At 48.7% G+C, this 17181-nt stretch carries 20 protein-coding genes; 10 read left to right on the forward strand and 10 right to left on the reverse strand.

Translation table 11 applies throughout. From position 1 onward, the window contains the following. Positions 1–84 precede the first annotated feature (84 nt). Entirely contained in the window at positions 85–516 is a 432-nt protein-coding gene (locus K3G39_RS07370) for a VOC family protein (protein ID WP_220625548.1), read from the forward strand. Between the two features lie 18 nt (positions 517–534). Then, positions 535–906, forward strand: coding sequence for a fluoride efflux transporter CrcB (crcB, locus tag K3G39_RS07375; protein ID WP_220625549.1), 372 nt, complete (start codon positions 535–537; stop codon positions 904–906). Between the two features lie 3 nt (positions 907–909). Here the strand turns inward: crcB and K3G39_RS07380 are convergent, their stop codons facing one another. After that, the gene (locus tag K3G39_RS07380) at positions 910–1224 is read right to left on the reverse strand and encodes a helix-turn-helix domain-containing protein (protein WP_220625550.1); all 315 of its coding nucleotides are present in this window, start codon (positions 1222–1224) and stop codon (positions 910–912) included. Positions 1225–1346: 122 nt separating this feature from the next. On the opposite strand from K3G39_RS07380, the gene K3G39_RS07385 reads away from it, so the two are divergent. Both K3G39_RS07385 and K3G39_RS07390 read left to right on the forward strand, forming a co-directional pair. Further along, a complete protein-coding gene (locus K3G39_RS07385) occupies positions 1347–2258 on the forward strand; it encodes a ClpXP adapter SpxH family protein (protein WP_220625551.1) in 912 nt (303 codons plus the stop codon). 97 nt (positions 2259–2355) lie between these two features. Next, complete coding sequence (locus K3G39_RS07390; protein ID WP_220625552.1) at positions 2356–3105, forward strand: transposase; 750 nt, start codon at positions 2356–2358, stop codon at positions 3103–3105. A 72-nt stretch (positions 3106–3177) separates the two neighbouring features. On the opposite strand, the gene K3G39_RS07395 is transcribed toward K3G39_RS07390, so the two are convergent. The 4 genes from K3G39_RS07395 to K3G39_RS07410 all read right to left on the reverse strand — a co-directional run bounded on the left by K3G39_RS07395 (position 3178) and on the right by K3G39_RS07410 (position 7000). Next, entirely contained in the window at positions 3178–3807 is a 630-nt protein-coding gene (locus K3G39_RS07395; RefSeq protein ID WP_220625553.1) for a peroxiredoxin, read from the reverse strand. Between the two features lie 32 nt (positions 3808–3839). Further along, a complete protein-coding gene (locus K3G39_RS07400) occupies positions 3840–4304 on the reverse strand; it encodes a Fur family transcriptional regulator (RefSeq protein ID WP_220625554.1) in 465 nt (154 codons plus the stop codon). 256 nt (positions 4305–4560) lie between these two features. Then, on the reverse strand, positions 4561–5334 hold the full coding sequence (locus K3G39_RS07405; RefSeq protein ID WP_220625555.1) for an enoyl-CoA hydratase-related protein: 774 nt from the start codon (positions 5332–5334) through the stop codon (positions 4561–4563). Positions 5335–5734: 400 nt separating this feature from the next. Next, the gene (locus K3G39_RS07410; protein ID WP_220625556.1) at positions 5735–7000 is read right to left on the reverse strand and encodes an aspartate kinase; all 1266 of its coding nucleotides are present in this window, start codon (positions 6998–7000) and stop codon (positions 5735–5737) included. A 92-nt stretch (positions 7001–7092) separates the two neighbouring features. Between K3G39_RS07410 and fbp the strand changes: the two genes are divergently transcribed. After that, positions 7093–8118, forward strand: coding sequence for a class 1 fructose-bisphosphatase (gene fbp, locus K3G39_RS07415; RefSeq protein WP_220625557.1), 1026 nt, complete (start codon positions 7093–7095; stop codon positions 8116–8118). Here fbp and K3G39_RS07420 read toward each other — a convergent pair. From K3G39_RS07420 to yihA, 4 genes are all read right to left on the reverse strand, one after another. Then, entirely contained in the window at positions 8115–8423 is a 309-nt protein-coding gene (locus K3G39_RS07420; RefSeq protein ID WP_220625558.1) for a hypothetical protein, read from the reverse strand. The genes fbp and K3G39_RS07420 overlap by 4 nt on opposite strands. Before the next feature lie 70 nt (positions 8424–8493). Next, positions 8494–8973, reverse strand: coding sequence for a DUF5606 domain-containing protein (locus tag K3G39_RS07425; protein ID WP_220625559.1), 480 nt, complete (start codon positions 8971–8973; stop codon positions 8494–8496). 22 nt (positions 8974–8995) lie between these two features. Further along, complete coding sequence (locus tag K3G39_RS07430) at positions 8996–9394, reverse strand: energy transducer TonB (protein WP_220625560.1); 399 nt, start codon at positions 9392–9394, stop codon at positions 8996–8998. 39 nt (positions 9395–9433) lie between these two features. After that, the gene (gene yihA / locus K3G39_RS07435; RefSeq protein WP_220625561.1) at positions 9434–10036 is read right to left on the reverse strand and encodes a ribosome biogenesis GTP-binding protein YihA/YsxC; all 603 of its coding nucleotides are present in this window, start codon (positions 10034–10036) and stop codon (positions 9434–9436) included. A 506-nt stretch (positions 10037–10542) separates the two neighbouring features. On the opposite strand from yihA, the gene K3G39_RS07440 reads away from it, so the two are divergent. From K3G39_RS07440 to K3G39_RS07460, 5 genes are all read left to right on the forward strand, one after another. Then, entirely contained in the window at positions 10543–12543 is a 2001-nt protein-coding gene (locus K3G39_RS07440) for an OmpA family protein (RefSeq protein ID WP_220625562.1), read from the forward strand. A 139-nt stretch (positions 12544–12682) separates the two neighbouring features. Continuing rightward, complete coding sequence (gene ubiE, locus K3G39_RS07445) at positions 12683–13405, forward strand: bifunctional demethylmenaquinone methyltransferase/2-methoxy-6-polyprenyl-1,4-benzoquinol methylase UbiE (RefSeq protein WP_220625563.1); 723 nt, start codon at positions 12683–12685, stop codon at positions 13403–13405. Beyond that, positions 13354–14112, forward strand: coding sequence for a porin family protein (locus K3G39_RS07450; RefSeq protein WP_255594106.1), 759 nt, complete (start codon positions 13354–13356; stop codon positions 14110–14112). The genes ubiE and K3G39_RS07450 overlap by 52 nt, the downstream gene beginning before the upstream one ends. Before the next feature lies 1 nt (position 14113). Beyond that, positions 14114–14866, forward strand: a complete 753-nt coding sequence (locus K3G39_RS07455; protein ID WP_220625564.1) for an SDR family NAD(P)-dependent oxidoreductase — start codon at positions 14114–14116, stop codon at positions 14864–14866. Between the two features lie 97 nt (positions 14867–14963). Next, a complete protein-coding gene (locus K3G39_RS07460) occupies positions 14964–15221 on the forward strand; it encodes a hypothetical protein (RefSeq protein ID WP_220625565.1) in 258 nt (85 codons plus the stop codon). A gap of 143 nt (positions 15222–15364) precedes the next feature. On the opposite strand, the gene K3G39_RS07465 is transcribed toward K3G39_RS07460, so the two are convergent. Then, complete coding sequence (locus K3G39_RS07465) at positions 15365–16963, reverse strand: hypothetical protein (protein ID WP_220625566.1); 1599 nt, start codon at positions 16961–16963, stop codon at positions 15365–15367. Positions 16964–17181: the final 218 nt, after the last annotated feature.

Consider the following 17181-nt stretch of genomic DNA (forward strand, 5'->3'; position numbering starts at 1 on the left):
AAAATTTGCGGGCCTCTAATGAATTATATGCTGATTATGGTATATTAAGGGTAAATTGCCTTGTATAAATCAAAAAACAGAAAAATGGCAGCCATCAACCCTTACCTCACCTTTGCGGGTAACTGCGAAGAAGCATTTAGCTTTTACAAATCCGTATTCGGCGGCGATTTCCCATACGTAGGTCGATTTAAGGAAATGCCTTACGAAAACCCGCTCCCGGAAGCCGAAGGAAACAAGATCATGCACATCTCTCTGCCGATCAGCAAGGAAACTACTTTGATGGGCTGTGATTCTTCAGAAGCATTCGGCCAGGCGACCGTAATGGGCAACAACTTCTCTATTTCCATCAACGCGGAGAACGAAGACGAAGCAAAGCGTCTCTTCGATGGTTTATCAGAAGGAGGCAAGGTAACGATGGCACTTAACAAAACTTTCTGGGGCGCGCTGTACGGCATGTTCACTGACAAATTCGGTATCCAGTGGATGGTAAACTACCATTACGAGCAAAAGCACTAAGCAGAACCACAGTTTAAGATGAAAATACTATTGGCAATTGGGGCAGGCAGTTTTATAGGAGGCGTCGGGCGTTACCTGCTGTCGCAGTTTATACAAACAAAAAACCTGACCCAATTTCCGGTAGGTACGCTGGTCGTAAACATAGTTGGCTGTTTCCTGATTGGACTGGTATTCGGCTTTGCTGCCAAAGGCAATCTGTCCGAGGAGTGGCGCCTGTTTCTGGCAACAGGTATACTGGGAGGTTTTACTACCTTCTCAGCCTTCTCCCTGGAGTCAGTTTACATGCTGCAGACAGAGCAGTACGGGCAGGCTATACTTTATATTTTGGCCAGCGTACTGCTGGGCTTGCTGGCAACTTTTGCCGGGATGTGGCTGGTAAAACTGGCCTAGGCCTCAGCGCAGGAATCCTTCCATACTTCTGAATATTGAGATCATCGCCATTCCTTTCTCCGACAAGGTATACTCTATGTGCAGCGGTTTCTCCTGCACCACAGTTTTCACTAGGATTTCCGCTTCCTCCATTTCTTTGAGCGCCGTCGACACCGACTGCTTGTTGGAGCCTGGTAATTGTCGCAGTAAACTGTTAAAACGCACCGGGCCCTCCAGGGCAAGCCTGAAAATCTGTGGCTTCCATTTGCCGGATAACTGTTTCAGAATACCCTCGGCAGGGCAACTCGCGTCCTCTTGTGGTAAATTGTTGGTGGTCATGTTTTTTTGACTAATTGACTCTCCAAAGGTTTAGCCCGACCTTTGTAACAGTAGCTCAGCGTGGCCATTTAATAACTGACTATCCCGCTGATTCAGATTAAGTTTAAACAAGATAACAGAACATGGAGACAAAACCAACGTTGCATTGCGATATAGAGACGGGCATCTGCGAGATTCCGGCAACACAGATAAATACAGAAGAAACCAACATTGCCGCAGCTCAGAAACCGATCAAGCTGCTGTACTTTACCGACCCAATCTGCTCCTCGTGCTGGGGAATCGATCCACAACTGAAGAAACTGGCGTTTGAGTACGGGCCATACTTTGAAGTAGAATACCGCATGGGTGGCCTGCTGCAGAGTTGGGAATCCTACGGTGGCCGTGATGTAAACGGACCCACCAGCGTGGCCCAGCACTGGGAAGAGGCCGGAGCTCATTACGAGATGCCGATAGACGGCAACCTGTGGCTCGAAGATCCGCTGCCATCCTCTTATCCGCCTTCCATTGCCTTTAAGGCGGCACAACTGCAGGGCGAAGACAAAGCAGTGAAGTTTTTGAGAAGGATAAAGGAAATGATTTTCCTGGAGAAGAAGAACATAGCACGCTGGGAAAACCTGGCGTTGGCCGCCGAGCAAACGGGTTTGGATGTGGCACAGTTGAAGACTGATTTCGAAGGCAAAGCAGTAGGGTTGTTTCAGCAGGACCTGGCACTGGCGCGCCAACTAGGCGTGCGGGGCTTTCCAACCATTTTCGTGACAGATAAAAACGATAACCGCATCCTGGTATACGGTTCCCGCCCTTACGCGCAATACGAGCAGGCGCTGCTGCAACTTTACCCAGAGGCTACTAAGCAGGCGTATGACACAGCCTATACCTCACTTTTTGCCAGGTATAGCACACTTACTACAAAAGAATTTGCCGTACTCTCAGGTATGAAAACCAGCGAGGCGGAAGACCATCTGCAGAAGCTAAACGAAGAGGGTAAGGTCGGAAAGTATGCTTCTAAGAACGGTGCACTGTGGAGTGAATTTTAAGCTTATACCTAGAAGCTGTTTAGGGTTTTAAGAACCTCCAAAGAATTAGGTTGGTAAAAGTGTTTGCGAAAACATTTGCTCACCAAGTCCTAATCCAATGGAAGCCTTAAGTGAAGATAGCATAAATAAATGGATCGTGCCACAACTAAGTGTTGGCAAACGCGGTCCCAGGCTCCATGTGGCAGCCAGTAAAATAGTAGGCGCCATACTCTACAAGCTTAAAACAGGGTGCCAGTGGCGCCTGCTCCCTGTAAAAGAGCTGCTTGGCGAAGGGAGCCTGGGCTGGCAGGCAGTGTTTTACCATTTTCAACGCTGGGCAGCGGACGGCAGCCAGACGATTTGCAAAAGGGGCGGCGAGTGGGTGGGCTTTCAGGCCCGCAAGGCGGCCAGGACTTGCAACAGCCTGTTTCTCTCCGATGACACGGGCCTGCTATTGGCCTGCTCGGGGCCAACGGCAGGAAACCATCACGACCTGTTTGAGATTGAGAGGGTATTCGGCCAGCTGACCGAATTGCTCTCGGAAGCTGGCCTGGAAATAAACGGCTTGTTTTTGAATGCCGACGCAGGCTTTGATTCAGATGAGTTCAGAAGGCGCTGCTCCTCACTTAAAATAGAGGCCAATATCGCGTTCAACCCCAGAAATGGGGCGGCTTCAGAAGACTATGTGTACTTTGACCCAGAGCTCTACAAAAGAAGAAACACTGTGGAGCAGGCCTGTGCCTGGCTCGACAGCTTCAAAGCCCTGCTGGTGCGCTTTGAAACAAAAGCCAGCAACTGGATGGCGCTCCATTTTCTGGCTTTTACAGTGCTGTTTATCAGAAAAATAAAGAAATTAGAAAAACCCTAAACAGGTTCCTAGTTATAAACAAAAAACCCCGGCGATTGCCGGGGCTTTTTGTTTATTCAAACTTTGTGAAGCTTAGTGCTTTGCAAGGTAGTTAGATACGCCTTCTTTTGTAGCGCTCATGGCTTCTTTGCCTTCAGACCAGTTGGCTGGGCAAACTTCGCCTTTCTGCTCGAAATACTGCAGGGCGTCTACCATACGCAGGGCCTCGTCGATAGAGCGGCCAAGCGGAAGGTCGTTCACAACCTGGTGACGAACAACACCTTCTTTGTCGATCAGGAACAGACCGCGGTAAGCAACCGGCTCACCTACAAAGATCGCTTCGCCTTCTTCGTTGTAGTCGTAATGACCAGCCAGCACGTCGAAGTTCTGAGCGATCGTCTTAGCTGCATCAGCAACAAGTGGATACTCAACACCTTCGATACCACCTTGGTTACGTGGAGTGTTCAACCATGCGAAGTGAGAAAAATGCGTGTCGGTAGAGCAACCAACTACGGCAACATTCTTGCGATCGAACTCTTCCATTCTGTCCTGGAACGCGATGATCTCAGTCGGGCAAACGAAAGTGAAGTCCATTGGGTAAAAATAGAATACCACGTGCTTCTTGCCGATGTACTGGTCAAGAGAGAAGTCTTCTACGAACTCGCCGTTTACTACTGCTGTTGCCTTGAAAGAAGGTGCTTTTTTACCTACTAATACTGCCATTTTGTTTTGTTTTTATTGGGTTTTGAAATAATCTATTTAGAAACTTTTGTAATGCTTATCTTTTTGTCGGGCTCTACCTTACAGCCTGTCAGCTGAATAGAAAAGCCCTTAATTTCGAAGTTCTCCACCTGGCGTTCACTGAAAAATCTGATCAGCAGCTGCTCCAGTTCTTTGTCCTCAAAATCAACAATTTCCTTGGTCTTGCTGCAGTAGATGTGGCTGTGCGTCATCGTATTCGAATCGTAACGCTTGCTGCCACCTTCTGAAACTACCCGCCGCAGCATACCTGTCTCAGTAAAAGTATCCAGCGTTTTGTAGACTGTACCGAGCGAAATCGTCGGGTTTGCAGGCCGTAGTCGCTGGAAAACATCCTCTGCGGTTGGGTGCGACCCATGCAGTTCTGTTACCGCTTCGAGCACCACAATGCGCTGCTGTGTAGCCTTCAGGCCACATTCAGTCAGGCTTTGTCGTATTTCGTCTCGGGTCAGGTGTTGCATACTGAGATAAGAATGATTCTTAACTAGGAATAGTTCCGTAAAGGTAGGCCTTATTATTAAAAGTTAAAAGTGAAGCGTTAAAAGTTGTTCGTAGATGGGGGAACTTCAAGGGTAAAAGTTTTGAGTTAAGAACTCAATCATACCTGTCATTTCGACCGCAAGGAGAAAGCTGGGTTTTGATCACCAATCAGATTCCTCACTCCGTTCGAAATGACAGTAAAGAAGATGTTCTTACACCTTTGCTTTCTAACTCAAATTACCTTCCCTTAAACTCCGGCTTACGTTTTTCCACAAAGGCGTTCATGCCTTCAGTCTGGTCTTCGGAAGCAAAGCAGAGGTAGAAGTTTTTGCGCTCAAAGTGCAGGCCTTCGTCGAGGTTGGCTTCGAAAGAGCGGTTTACGGATTCCTTGGCAAGTTTGGCCGCTACCGGCGACATCTGGGCAACTTCTCCTGCCAATTTAAAGGCCTCTTCCAGGTATAGCTCCACCGGCACCACGCGGTTGATCAGACCGTGTTTCTCGGCTTCGTCGGCGCTGATAAATTTACCGGTCAGCACCATTTCCATAGCTTTGGCTTTGCCAATAGCTTTAGTCAGGCGCTGTGTACCGCCCGCACCTGGCATTACCCCTATTTTTATTTCCGGCTGACCAAACTGTGCTGTTTCCGAAGCCACAATCATATCGCAGGTCATGGCCAGTTCGCAACCACCTCCCAGCGCAAAACCTGATACGGCCGCGATGATCGGTTTTTTGGTTTTGCGGATCTGATCCCAAGTGGAGAACTGGTCGATGTTGAGCATGTCAATGGCCGTTTTGCCAGCCATTTGCTTGATGTCGGCACCGGCAGCAAAAGCGCGTTCGTTGCCTGTGATGATGATGGCGCGCACCTCGTCGTTCTCGTCAAGTTCCTTCAGAGCATCGCGCATTTCGCCCATCAGCTGCAGGTTCAGGGCGTTAAGTTCTTTCGGACGGTTGAGTTGGATCAGGGCCACATGCGGACGGGCCTGTGGGGTGACAAGTATAAATTCCATAGTTTAGTCTTTTTTGTTCGGACTAAGTTCTTTTTTGTTCGGACTAAGTTACGGCTTTTAGAGGATAGGGGAAAGGCGACTCTATGATATATGGTGCAGCCAGTCAAAACCGGGACAGGAATTAATTTTGTGCTAAGGTATAGCGTTAGGTATACGACTATTCAGGCGCAGAGCACCTGACAGGTATAGGTATAGGTATAGGTATAGCGCCAAAGTCGGGCATTGCAAACCTGTTGCGCAACAGACTCAACTTTATACCTAGTTATACCTATCATGAATCAGGATAATTGCGTCAGTTGAATTTTTGAGCTTACGGTTGCTGAAAACAGCGCTTCGAACACAGACAACAGGAGATTATCGCAGTTTTTGCGAGTGAGGGTAATTTCCTGCAGGTAGTAATTTATCGGCACACCACCTGAAACGTCGTTCTGGTTCGCTGTTCCATCAGTATTTCCTTGCCTTTCGTGATCTCCTGTATACTTTCGTTGTCGTAGTTTTTGATTGTAAAAAGCTGCAGCCTGGTGTTGTAGTGAATCGTGAACTGGTCCGTTAAGGTATCAAGTAACTTGTGGAGGCGTTCTTCATTATAATCAGTACAGATCGAAAAAGAGATCGCAGAGTTCTGCATCAGGTTGATCTTAAGCCGCAATTCTGACAAAGCATTGAAAATGGTACCGAGATTCTTCTCGCTGATAAAAGTAAAATCCTTGGCGCTGAACGACACCAGACACTGGTTATCCTTCACTATATACGCCGGAGCCAGCTTTTCAAAGCGACAATCGCAGATTTTGGTACCTTCAGCCGTTGGGTCCAAAAAGGATTTTACATACAGCGGAATCGACTTGTTAGCCAGTGGCTTGATCGTTTTGGGGTGAATGACCGAGGCGCCATAATAAGCCATTTCCACTGTTTCCTGGTAGTCAAGCTCGCGGTAGCGCACGGTGTGGGCAAAGCGTTTTGGGTCGGCGTTGAGCAGGCCAGCTACGTCCTTCCAGATATAAAGGCCTTCGGCATCGAGGCAGTAAGCAAAAATGGCGGCGCTGAAGTCAGAGCCCTCACGGCCAAGTGTGGTGGTGAGGCCGTTGTTGGTGCCGCCCAAAAAGCCCTGCGTCACGATAAGCTGCTGTGAAAGTATAGCAGGCAGATCTCGTTTGATCACTCGTTCGGTCCAGGCCCAGTCTACACGGGCTTCGCGCCAGCTACTATCCGTCTGAATGTATTTTCGGCTGTCCACCCAGGCATTGGCTATACCTTGATCCTGCATAAAATAGTGCACGATAACAGAAGACAGTAGCTCACCAAAACTCACGACCTGGTCATAGCCTTTGTCGTGATTAGTAACTGATTGTCCTTTAGAGGCTTGTAGTACTTGCTGCAATTGAGCGAACAGATGTTCGAGGCGTCCGTATACAGGGTGTTCCCTGTTCGGGAAAAGCTCATTAACAATAGCTAAATGATACTGACGGCTCTGATCGAGCGCGTCACCGAAATCTTTCCCGGCGGTGGTCAGGTCGTATACCTGCTCCAAGGCATTGGTCGTTTTGCCCATAGCTGACACCACCAGGAGCAATTCTTCTTTGCCACCCTGTGCGGATACGATCTGGGCCAGATTTTGCAATGCGCGGGCGTCTTTTACGGAGGCGCCGCCAAACTTAAATACTTTCATCAATTGAGACTATTACTGCGTAAATGTAAGTATCCTTCGGTTATGTTTCAAAATGTCATATTTTTGTAGCTATATATTTAAAATTCACCATAATGAATGACAAACTAGCGCTTCCTGTCGGCACCACGCTTGACAGGTTTATCATGAGAAAGCAGGAGGACTTCCCTTTTGCAACCGGAGAACTATCGCAGCTGCTGCGCGACATTGCCCTGGCAGCCAAGATCGTGAACCGCGAAATTAACCGTGCCGGACTGATAGACGTGACCGGAGCCTACGGCCAGCAGAACGTGCAGGGAGAAGAACAACAGAAACTCGACGTGATCGCCAACATTCGCTTCATACGCGCCCTTCGTAATGGCGGCGAGGTGTGTGCCATCATTTCAGAGGAGGAAGACGAAATCATTCAGACAGGCAACCTCAAAGGAAAGTACATTGTGGCCATCGACCCGCTGGATGGCTCTTCCAACATCGATGTGAACGTTTCGATCGGTACCATCTTCTCTATTTATCGTCGTGTATCAGAAGCAGGCAATGAAGGTACGATGGAAGACTGTATACAGAAAGGTGTCAACCAGATTGCGGCCGGCTATGTGGTTTATGGCTCGTCAACCATGCTGGTGTACACCACTGGTCATAGCGTGAACGGCTTTACCTATGAGCCATCGCTGGGCGAGTTTTTCCTTTCTCACCCTAACATGCGCACGCCAGAGACAGGTACGATTTATTCTTGCAACGAAGGCGGCTATAACAGCTTCCCGGAAGGCATCAAAAATTACCTGAGCTATTGCAAAGAGAACGGTTACTCGGGTCGTTACATTGGCTCGCTGGTGTCTGATTTCCACCGCAACCTAATCAAGGGTGGGGTATACATTTATCCGTCTACTGCGAAAGCGCCGAATGGCAAACTGCGCCTGTTGTACGAGTGCAACGCACTGGCCTTTATTGTAGAGCAGGCAGGTGGAAAGGCTTCTAACGGCAAATGCCGCATTATGGAAGTAGAGCCAACCGAATTGCACCAGCGCTCGCCCCTGATCATCGGATCTTCCGAGATGGTGGACAAAGTAGAAGAATTTTTGAGAGCTGAAGTTGAAAAAAAAGAGGTAGTTACAGCAAACTAATTCTGGCTATACCGGAAGCGGATCTGCGCCTTGAGCAGCTCTCGCTCCACAATTAAACGGGCTATGTTTTCGGCTACTTCTTCTTCGGAGGCCGCGAGCATAGCCCGTTTGACGTTGCGCTCTTCCACATCAATGCGGTACAGTATGTTGAGCAACTGGTTCAGGTTATGGCGCAGCAGGTATAGAACCAGGCGGGCTACTTCCTGTACCAGCTCGCTTTCCTGGGAAGGCAGTTGGTGCTCCGATTCGAAAACCCGCTGGAGCTGACGAGCGGCGCTGGCAATGAGAGCAGGAGAGTAGGTCATGACTGTAAGCGTAAGGTATAGCGATAAAAAAAGCCCTCCTGTCCGGAGGGCTTTTTTGTGGGGCAGGTTCTTATTTCTTGGCCTTCTTTGCCTTCGATTCGGCCTTTTCTTCTTTGCCTTCTTCTGCTTTCTCATCTGAGGCAGGCGCTTCGTCTGCACTAAAGCCAACGTGCTTGTTTACGATGCCATACCAGGTGGCCAGTTTCCGCATATCAGATATATACACACGGTCTTCGTCATAGTCTGGCAGCACGTCCGACATAAAGCTTTTCAGTTCCTCGTCAGAAGGTTTCTCGCCGAAAGGCAGCTCACCGTTATACTTCTGGTGGATGCGGTCCATCACATCGGCCAGCGGCACAGTTGCTTCTTCGTCGTTGGTGTAGATCGAGATCTCGTCCAGCAGCGACATGCGGTGACGTGCCTGGGCTACCATACGGGTTGGCTTGTCAGAAAGGCTCTCCACAATCACGCCATTGCGTGTAGGCTTTACAATGCGGTAAAGTCCGCTCATGCCGGCAATGGCTGAAACTTGTCTTAAATCAATAGGCATAATCAGGTATAAAAACTGTTGGTTATAGTTTGAACATTATGGGCACACTGGCCACCATGCCAAAGCCGGGGCCGGGTGCCTTGAATTTCAGTAATTTGGCGATACGCAAGGCCTCCTCGCCAGTGCCTGCGCCCGCATTTTTCAGGACTTTAAATCCCGACGTGGAGCCGTCCTCGTTCAGCGTAAAGCTGATGATACACTCGCCCTGCACGCGGTTTTTACGTGCCATAGCCGGGTACTTTATCTGCTTGTCGATGAACTGGTACATTGCCTCCTGGCCACCTTTGTAGTACTCCGTCACAACGATAGACTTCGATGGTATCCATACCTCTTTCTCTTTAGCTGTATCGGCTGACTGAGCAGCAGCGGCAAAGGTCATAAAGGCAAATAAAAGAAACAAAATTGAGATTTTACTTTTCATAAGGGTAAACAATTTAAGTTAGCGCATACCCCATACCTGTCAGTACTGCACCTGTGCGTTCACCTCATCTATAAAATTGAGGATCTCGTCGCGCCCGGCTCTGTCAACAGCTGAGGTTTTGAACATGCGGGGAAGTTCATCCCATGTTTCCTGCATCTTACGGGCGTAGGCGGCTATGGTTGAGTCGGTCTTGGTGGCAGACTGCTTGTCGGTTTTGGTAAATACGATCACAAAAGGAACGCCAAGGTTGCCCAGATAGTGTATAAAGTCAAGGTCGACCTTCATCGGCTCGTGACGGGAATCGATGAGGACAAACACACAGGTCAGGTTTTCGCGCTTCTGCAGGTAGTAGTTGATCATCTTGCGCCACTGCTCCCGGGACTCCCTACTCACTTTGGCATAGCCATAGCCCGGCAAATCGACCAAGTACCACTTATCGTTGATCACGAAATGGTTGATGAGCTGTGTTTTACCCGGAGACTGGGAAGTTTTTGCTAACCCTTTTTGCTCCGTGATCATGTTAATGAGCGAGGACTTGCCTACATTGGAGCGGCCAATAAAGGCATACTCCGGTTTGTTGGGTTCCGGGCATTGGTCAACCCGTGTATTACTTATTAAGAATTTAGCTTCTTTGATAACCATGCTATTGCTTGCTTAAGCAGCCAAGCCGGTAGCTGGCTTGCTGATGTGGCATTTATAATTTATGGTCCGCGCTGTGCCTTAGATGACAGGTATAGCACGGATTTGTCAAAATTACTATTATTTTGGCAAACATGTCTCGGTTAAGCAGCAGAACGGGTGAGTCAGGTATAGTGGGAGTAAGTAAAGTTAAAATCAAAATTCGTTTTACTAAATAATCCAGAAACCTATATAGTTTATATTTATATTTTAATATATTTGCTCTCTGATCTGGAATTGGGTTACTGCGTTAGTATATAAAAATAGATATTAGTGTATCTATTATACCTTTAGTAGCGTAAGGGGGATGTTGTTGGGTGTGGGGAAGAAGTGAAAAAATACAATAAGAATGCAGGAGTGGAGCCGTTGGTAAGGTGATCAGCTAAGGGGGCAGGCCTCTGAAGCATTCTTCAAGAGAAAAATTATATAAATTTCCATACAAACAATAAGTATAACAAACCCTTTACAGCATGAATAATTTAGCCAAATTATTTTCACGGCTTTCATTAGCGCTTGCGGTTACCTGTGTGAGTGCCTACACGGTAGATGCACAGAGCAACAGAAAGCTGGTACGGACTGGAAACAAATTTTTTGACCGTGAAAACTACCGCGCTGCCTTGCCTTATTATGAGCAAGTGCTGGCCAATGACCCAAATAACGCTGAAGCCCTGTATTTTGCAGGTATCAGCTACATGACTTTCGATAAGGAGAAAGCGGCAGAGTATATCAACAAAGCACAGTCTGTTAAGCCTAATGTAGATCGTGATATTGAGTACTGGCTGGGCCGTATCAATCACATCAACTATCGTTTTGACGATGCCATTAAGCACTACCAGGCTTATATTCCGAATGTGCGTAAGCGTGATGACTGGCGCCGTGAAGAGGTGGCCATGCTGATCCAGCAGAGCCGCAACGCGCAGAAGGAAGTAGCTAACCCGAAAGATATCTTCGTGAAGAACTTAGGTGGTGTGGTAAACTCTGAGTACTCTGAGCACAGCCCAGTTATCTCTTCTGACGACAACTACCTGCTGTTCACCTCGCGTAGTGCGGGTAACAACCAGAGTGGTTCTAAAGCTGCTGACGGTGAGTACTTCGAAGACATCTACGAAACACGCCGTATTCAGGGTGACGAGTGGGAGCAGCCACGCTCTATCGCCGGTAACCTGAAGAGCTCAGGCCACGACGCTTCTATCCAGCTGTTCGACAACGATACCAAAATGCTGCTGTACCGTTCTGTAAACAACGGCGACATCATGTACGCAGAGCGTCAGGCGGACGGATCGTGGGGCGATGCCAAAAGCATTGGTTCTAACATCAACACAGCTGACTTTGAGTCTGATGCCTTTATTACGCCGGACAACCAGCGTCTATACTTCTCTACCAGCCACTACTCTGAAGACGGCGACCTGGATATTTACGTATCGCAGCGTCAGCGCAACGGTGAGTGGGGCAAGCCGCGCAGTGTAGGTGCTGCCATCAACACAAAGTTTGATGACGATAGCCCGTACATGGCAACTGACGGTTCTTTATACTTCGCTTCACGTGGTCATAATACCATGGGTGGTTATGACATCTTCGTAGCCAGGTACGACTCTGTAGCCAAGCGATTTGCCCGTCCTGAGAACCTGGGTTACCCGGTAAACACACCAGACGATGATACTTACTACCGCCTGAGCCCGGACGGAAGCTATGCTTACCTGTCTTCTTACCGCATTGGCGGTTACGGCGAAAAAGATATCTATACCATCAACTACATCCGTGCTGCCCGCGTAACTGGCCGTGTGTATGCCACCAACGACAGCCTGGCTATACCTGGTCTGGAGCTGGTATTTAACGGACAGCAGGCTGACAAGCGCCCGATCTCTTATCGAGACGTGACAAAGCAGGAAGACGGTCTGTATGACCTGAAAATCCTTTCTGGCCGTACTTACCAGGTTGAGATCACAAAAGACGGTGAAGTATTGACAACTGAGTCTTTTGAAATGCCAATGGTACTTAACGACACGACTGCCATTGAGCAGAACTTCTACATCGACTTCGGTGATGATTCTACTCGTGTAGGCCCAGGTGCTCCTACGTTGGCCGGTAAGGATGCCATTGCGACCATGGAGTTCAAAAACATCTACTACGACACTGACAAGTACGACCTTCGTGCCGAGTCTATTCGTGAGCTGGATGCAGTTGCCGCTTTCATGAAAGCTAACCCTAACGTGAACGTGAGCATCGAAGGTCACACTGACTCACGCGCAAGCGAGCAGTATAACATGACACTTGGTGAGAACCGTGCGAATGCTGCCTTCGATTATCTGGTACAGCAGGGGATCTCTGCACGCAGACTCGTGACAGTAAGCTACGGTGAGCGTCGTCCGGTTGCTACTAACAACTCTTCTTCAAACATGCAGTTGAACAGAAGAACTGAGTTCAAGATCATTCAGCGTCAGGATACGCAGCAGGAAGTGCCTGTTAACTAAGTTGCCTGATTACATTGTATAAATAAAAAACAGGCTGGGCATTCGCTCAGCCTGTTTTTTTTATAATAATGGAATATATACTGTGCATAATAGTTACAGGTAGAGTATTTTTGTTCTTTTATTACAAGAAGCATAACCCATGGCGGTAGTACCCTACAAAGACCAGAATAACGACAAGAAATCGCAAGTTGCGCAGATGTTCGACAACATTGCAGGCAAATACGACTTTCTGAATCATTTCCTGAGTGCTGGCATCGATATCATTTGGCGCAAGAAGGCGGTGAGCCTGCTTAAAACCGAAAAACCGAAGCAAATGCTGGACATTGCCACTGGCACAGCCGACTTTGCAATCGAAGCGCTGGCGCTCAATCCAGATAAAATCACAGGCGTTGATATTTCGGAAGGTATGCTGGCTGTGGGACGTGAAAAACTGAAGCGCAAAGGACTGACGAATAAGATCGAACTGAAGTATGGTGACTCCGAGAACCTGCCGTTTGAAGACAATAGCTTCGATGCGATTACAGTCGCTTTTGGAGTGCGTAACTTTGAAAACCTGAAGCAGGGCCTGTCGGAGATGCGCCGCGTGCTCAAGCCGGGCGGCACAGCTGTGGTGCTGGAGTTCTCCAAGCCGCAAAGCTTCCCGATGAAGCAGCTGTATCAATTTTATTTTAAGAATATACTACCGATGGTAGGTAAATTCGTTTCTAAGGACCGTGCCGCCTATACCTACCTGCCCGAATCGGTGCAGGCATTCCCGGATGGCAAGGGCTTCCTGAACATCTTTGAAGAAGTTGGCTTTAAACAAACAAAATGGCATTCACTCACATTTGGCATCAGCTCCATCTACACCGGCAAAAAATAAGCTTTGCGGTATTTTTCTTCGTTTTCCTGGCAGGTGCTACGCAGGTACAGGCCCAGAACCAGAAAGTAAAAGGCGAAAATAAACCAGGCTACGACGAAAAACGCATTCACTATGGTTTCTACCTGGGGATGTCGTATTCGAAGTACTACATTGAGCACTCTCAGGCTTATGCAGATCAAGTAGCCACAGGTACGCAAGTGAATACCATGAACAGCCTGGGTTTTTATCCTGGCCTGGTGTTGAACGTGCGTCTGCTCGAATACCTGGATGCCCGCTTTGTACCTGGTGTAGGCTTCTATGGCCGCAGCATCGATTTTGAAAGAGGCAGTGTTGAAGGCGAAGAAGGCGGTAACTTTGATAACACAACCTTTGCCTCCCCGGTGATCGAATTGCCGGTGCTACTCAAGTATAGAGCAAAGCGTCGCGGCAACTTCAGGATGTACATGGTGGGCGGTGTGAAGGCGAGCCGTGTGTTGGGCAATACCACGCATACACAGAACCGCGACCTGCTCCGTATAAATCGCAATGACCTGTCGATAGAATATGGTGTAGGTCTGGATATTTTCTACCCATACTTTAAGTTTGCACCCGAGCTGCGCTTCTCCCACGGACTCATGAATCAGAAAAGTAATGCCGGTGGGGAGTATAGTCCGTTGATCGACAAAATGACTACCCGAAACGTATCACTAATCTTTCACTTCGAATAGTATGGCACGCATTGCACTTGTAACAGGAGCTACATCAGGTATAGGCCGCGCCACGGCATTTGCTTTGGCCAAAGCGGGCTTTCATATCATCGCAACAGGTCGCAGAGCAGAGCGCTTGGAGGAGCTGCAGCAGCAGATCACGGAGGTGCCGGTGCACACGCTGACTTTTGATGTGCGTGACCGAGAGGCTGTGCAGGAGGCCATCAGCAACTTGCCTGACGATTGGAAAGGTGTAGATGTGCTGGTGAACAATGCCGGCAATGCCCATGGCCTGGCGCCGGTGCAGAGCGGCAACCTGAACGATTGGGACGCGATGCTCGACATCAATGTAAAGGGGCTGCTTTATGTGACCCATGCTGTGCTTCCCCTCATGCTCAACCGCAAGAAAGGCCACATTATCAACATCGGTTCCATTGCCGGCAAAGAGGTATACGCCAATGGTAATGTGTATTGTGCCTCCAAGTTTGCAGTAGACGCCATTTCCAAAGGTATGCGTATCGACCTCGTGCAGGAAGGTATAAAGGTATCGGAGGTGAACCCTGGCCTGGTGGAGACAGAATTTTCGGAGGTGCGCTTTAAAGGTGACAAGGAACGTGCTGCCAGTGTATACCAGGGTTATGAGCCGCTGCGTGCAGAAGATATAGCTGATCTGATTACCTTTATGGTGACGCGCCCGGCCCACGTGAACATTGCGGAGGTGATGATTTTGCCAGCTGCGCAGGCATCCTCCACTGTGGTGAACAAACAGCTGTAACCTTTTTCTTCAACAACCCACCCTAGCGGGCGATCGTACCTACAGGGAGAAAGTCCGTAAGAGTTGCGGACCCAAGTTGAAGAAAAACAGAAAAGATATGGCTAATAATAAAGATAACCAGAACAGACAGAAACCAGAGAGCAACGCAAATTCGCAGCCAATGCCGGATAAGTATTCCAATGAAGCGAACCACAAAGGCGCAACAGATCTCGGAACGGAAGGTACAAAAGCTACGGCCAGCCAACAGCAGGGACAGGGAGCCTGGGCAGTCAAAGACAAAGACAACCGTACTGGCAGCCGAAACAGCAGCGGTGGCGGACAAGGAGCCCAAAATGAAACAGGAAAACAAGATTAACTTGTAGTATAAGAAAAGAGAGCCGGCTTAGCAGTCGGCTCTCTTTTTGTGTTATTGGTTTTCTAATCCAGGTAGTAACGTAGCATTAACTCTCCGTATCAAACCGTTTGGTATTGGTGTCCGATTCTATGGTTGAGGGTTACTCAGTGGCCCTCCCTGTCAAAAGCGTGTACTTTTACGTTACTGGTGGTTTTGTCGACGGTTTCGGGTCCGAATTCGATTTCGTTGCCCCGCTTCGTGTCATACACAATGGTCTTACGACGCCAGCCTTTTACGCTTGACTTGTCTTTGATTTCGTCTTCACCGCGTCCGCCCACTATCACGACGCGTATTCCTTTGTTTACATCACCGCTTACTTCAAATTCATCGTCCTCGGCCAGGCCGTGCAGAGTAATCTGCTTGGTTTCGCTGCGTTTGAAAACCCGGTGGTATACCTGCTGGTCGTCCGATAATCGAATTACCTTGACGGCAGTCTCTTCGTCGTTCAAGCGCTCAACTTCAAACCGTTCTTCCGTATCAGTCCCGATTACCAAAGGATTCTCAGCCAGGTGCAGGTAAAACGCATGTGCAGCCTGAGGCAGCAAATCACGGCGGCTTTTCAGTATGCTTATTGTTTCCTCACCTAAGTGCTCGTATACCTTGGGCGGAAACTGCCGGATGGCCCGTTCAATGACCTCATCTGTCAGGGAAGTCTGCAGTTCAGTGGCGATCTGCTGGTAGTCTTCGGCGGTCAGTTCGGTCAGGGCGCGCTGGTCAATAAAGCTGGCGTTCATCATCAGGGCATACACATCTCTGTACTCAGGACCGAAGGTCTCAAACTTCCGGATAGCCCACTTGCGGCTGAAAAGCCAGGTAATGACCCCATCATCAAACTTAAAAAAGGTATTGTCGCGGTCTTTAGGTATAGCGCGGTAGTGCTTGTTATTGCCATCGTCGTATACCGCCCATTCCCACTGGCCTTCATGCCGATCCCAGTCGTTGATGAACAGATCGAAGAGGCGGGCACGGGCAAATTCACGCTGATCTATAAAGTGGTCATCATCGCCGAAACGCTTCTTGAGCATCTTTTTAGAACTGGCAATATCCACGGCGTTACCGAGCATGGGGGTAAGGGTGCGTTCGTCGTTGTATTTTTCCTCGATCATGAACACACGGTCCTGAAACCTGTCGCTATACTCTCCAAAAGTGGTATCGGAAGGAAGTACGTAGACCAGTTCCGGTTTTGAGTGCGGTATACCAGCTGCTTCTGCCATGGTGGGTAGTACAAAGGCTGCATACGGATTGATGGCCGAGGTCTGATCGCGGAGCACATCCGCTACAAAGGTGTTGCGCCAAAACTTGGGCAGGATGCCGGCCGGGTCTTTGTCCAGTGAGCGGAGTGCATAGGTGAAGCCGCTGTCATCGATCAGGGTAAGGCTGGTGGTCTGCATACCGCCTCCGAGCTTCTCTATGGACAAGCCGCCCTTGGCCGTTTTCATGTCGAAAACACTGACTGTCACAGGCGTGGTCCATACCTCTCGGTAATGCTTGCCCCAAAAGAAATTATGGAACCCCGTGCGTTTATAATGCTGGCCAGCCATTACGGTGACACTGTCTACATCCGCTGGAGAAGCGGTTTTAAGTTGTTGATAATGAGCCTGGTCAATGACAGGTGTTTTAGCGAAGAAATTCCTGCGGGCACAGCCTGAGGAAAAAAGGAGAATGCACGCGAGTGAGAGAACGTGCAGGTGGTAGCTTTTCATGCAAAGTAGGTTATTCATTTTATCTGCCTATCTAACGTAAATCAGCGCTAATGTTTACAGACGAGCCGTTGTATAGGATTTTTTTTCGTTACAGGGCACTTAATGCTGCTGACAAAGCGACAATTTAAAGTATAGAGAGGGCGGGTTTAAAGTGAAACTACACCTGCTTTAAAACCACAAAGAGGCTGCCTTGTTCAGACAACCTCTTTGTGTATGGC

The sequence above is a fragment of the Pontibacter sp. HSC-14F20 genome, from assembly GCF_019599265.1.
Classification (GTDB): Bacteria; Bacteroidota; Bacteroidia; order Cytophagales; family Hymenobacteraceae; genus Pontibacter.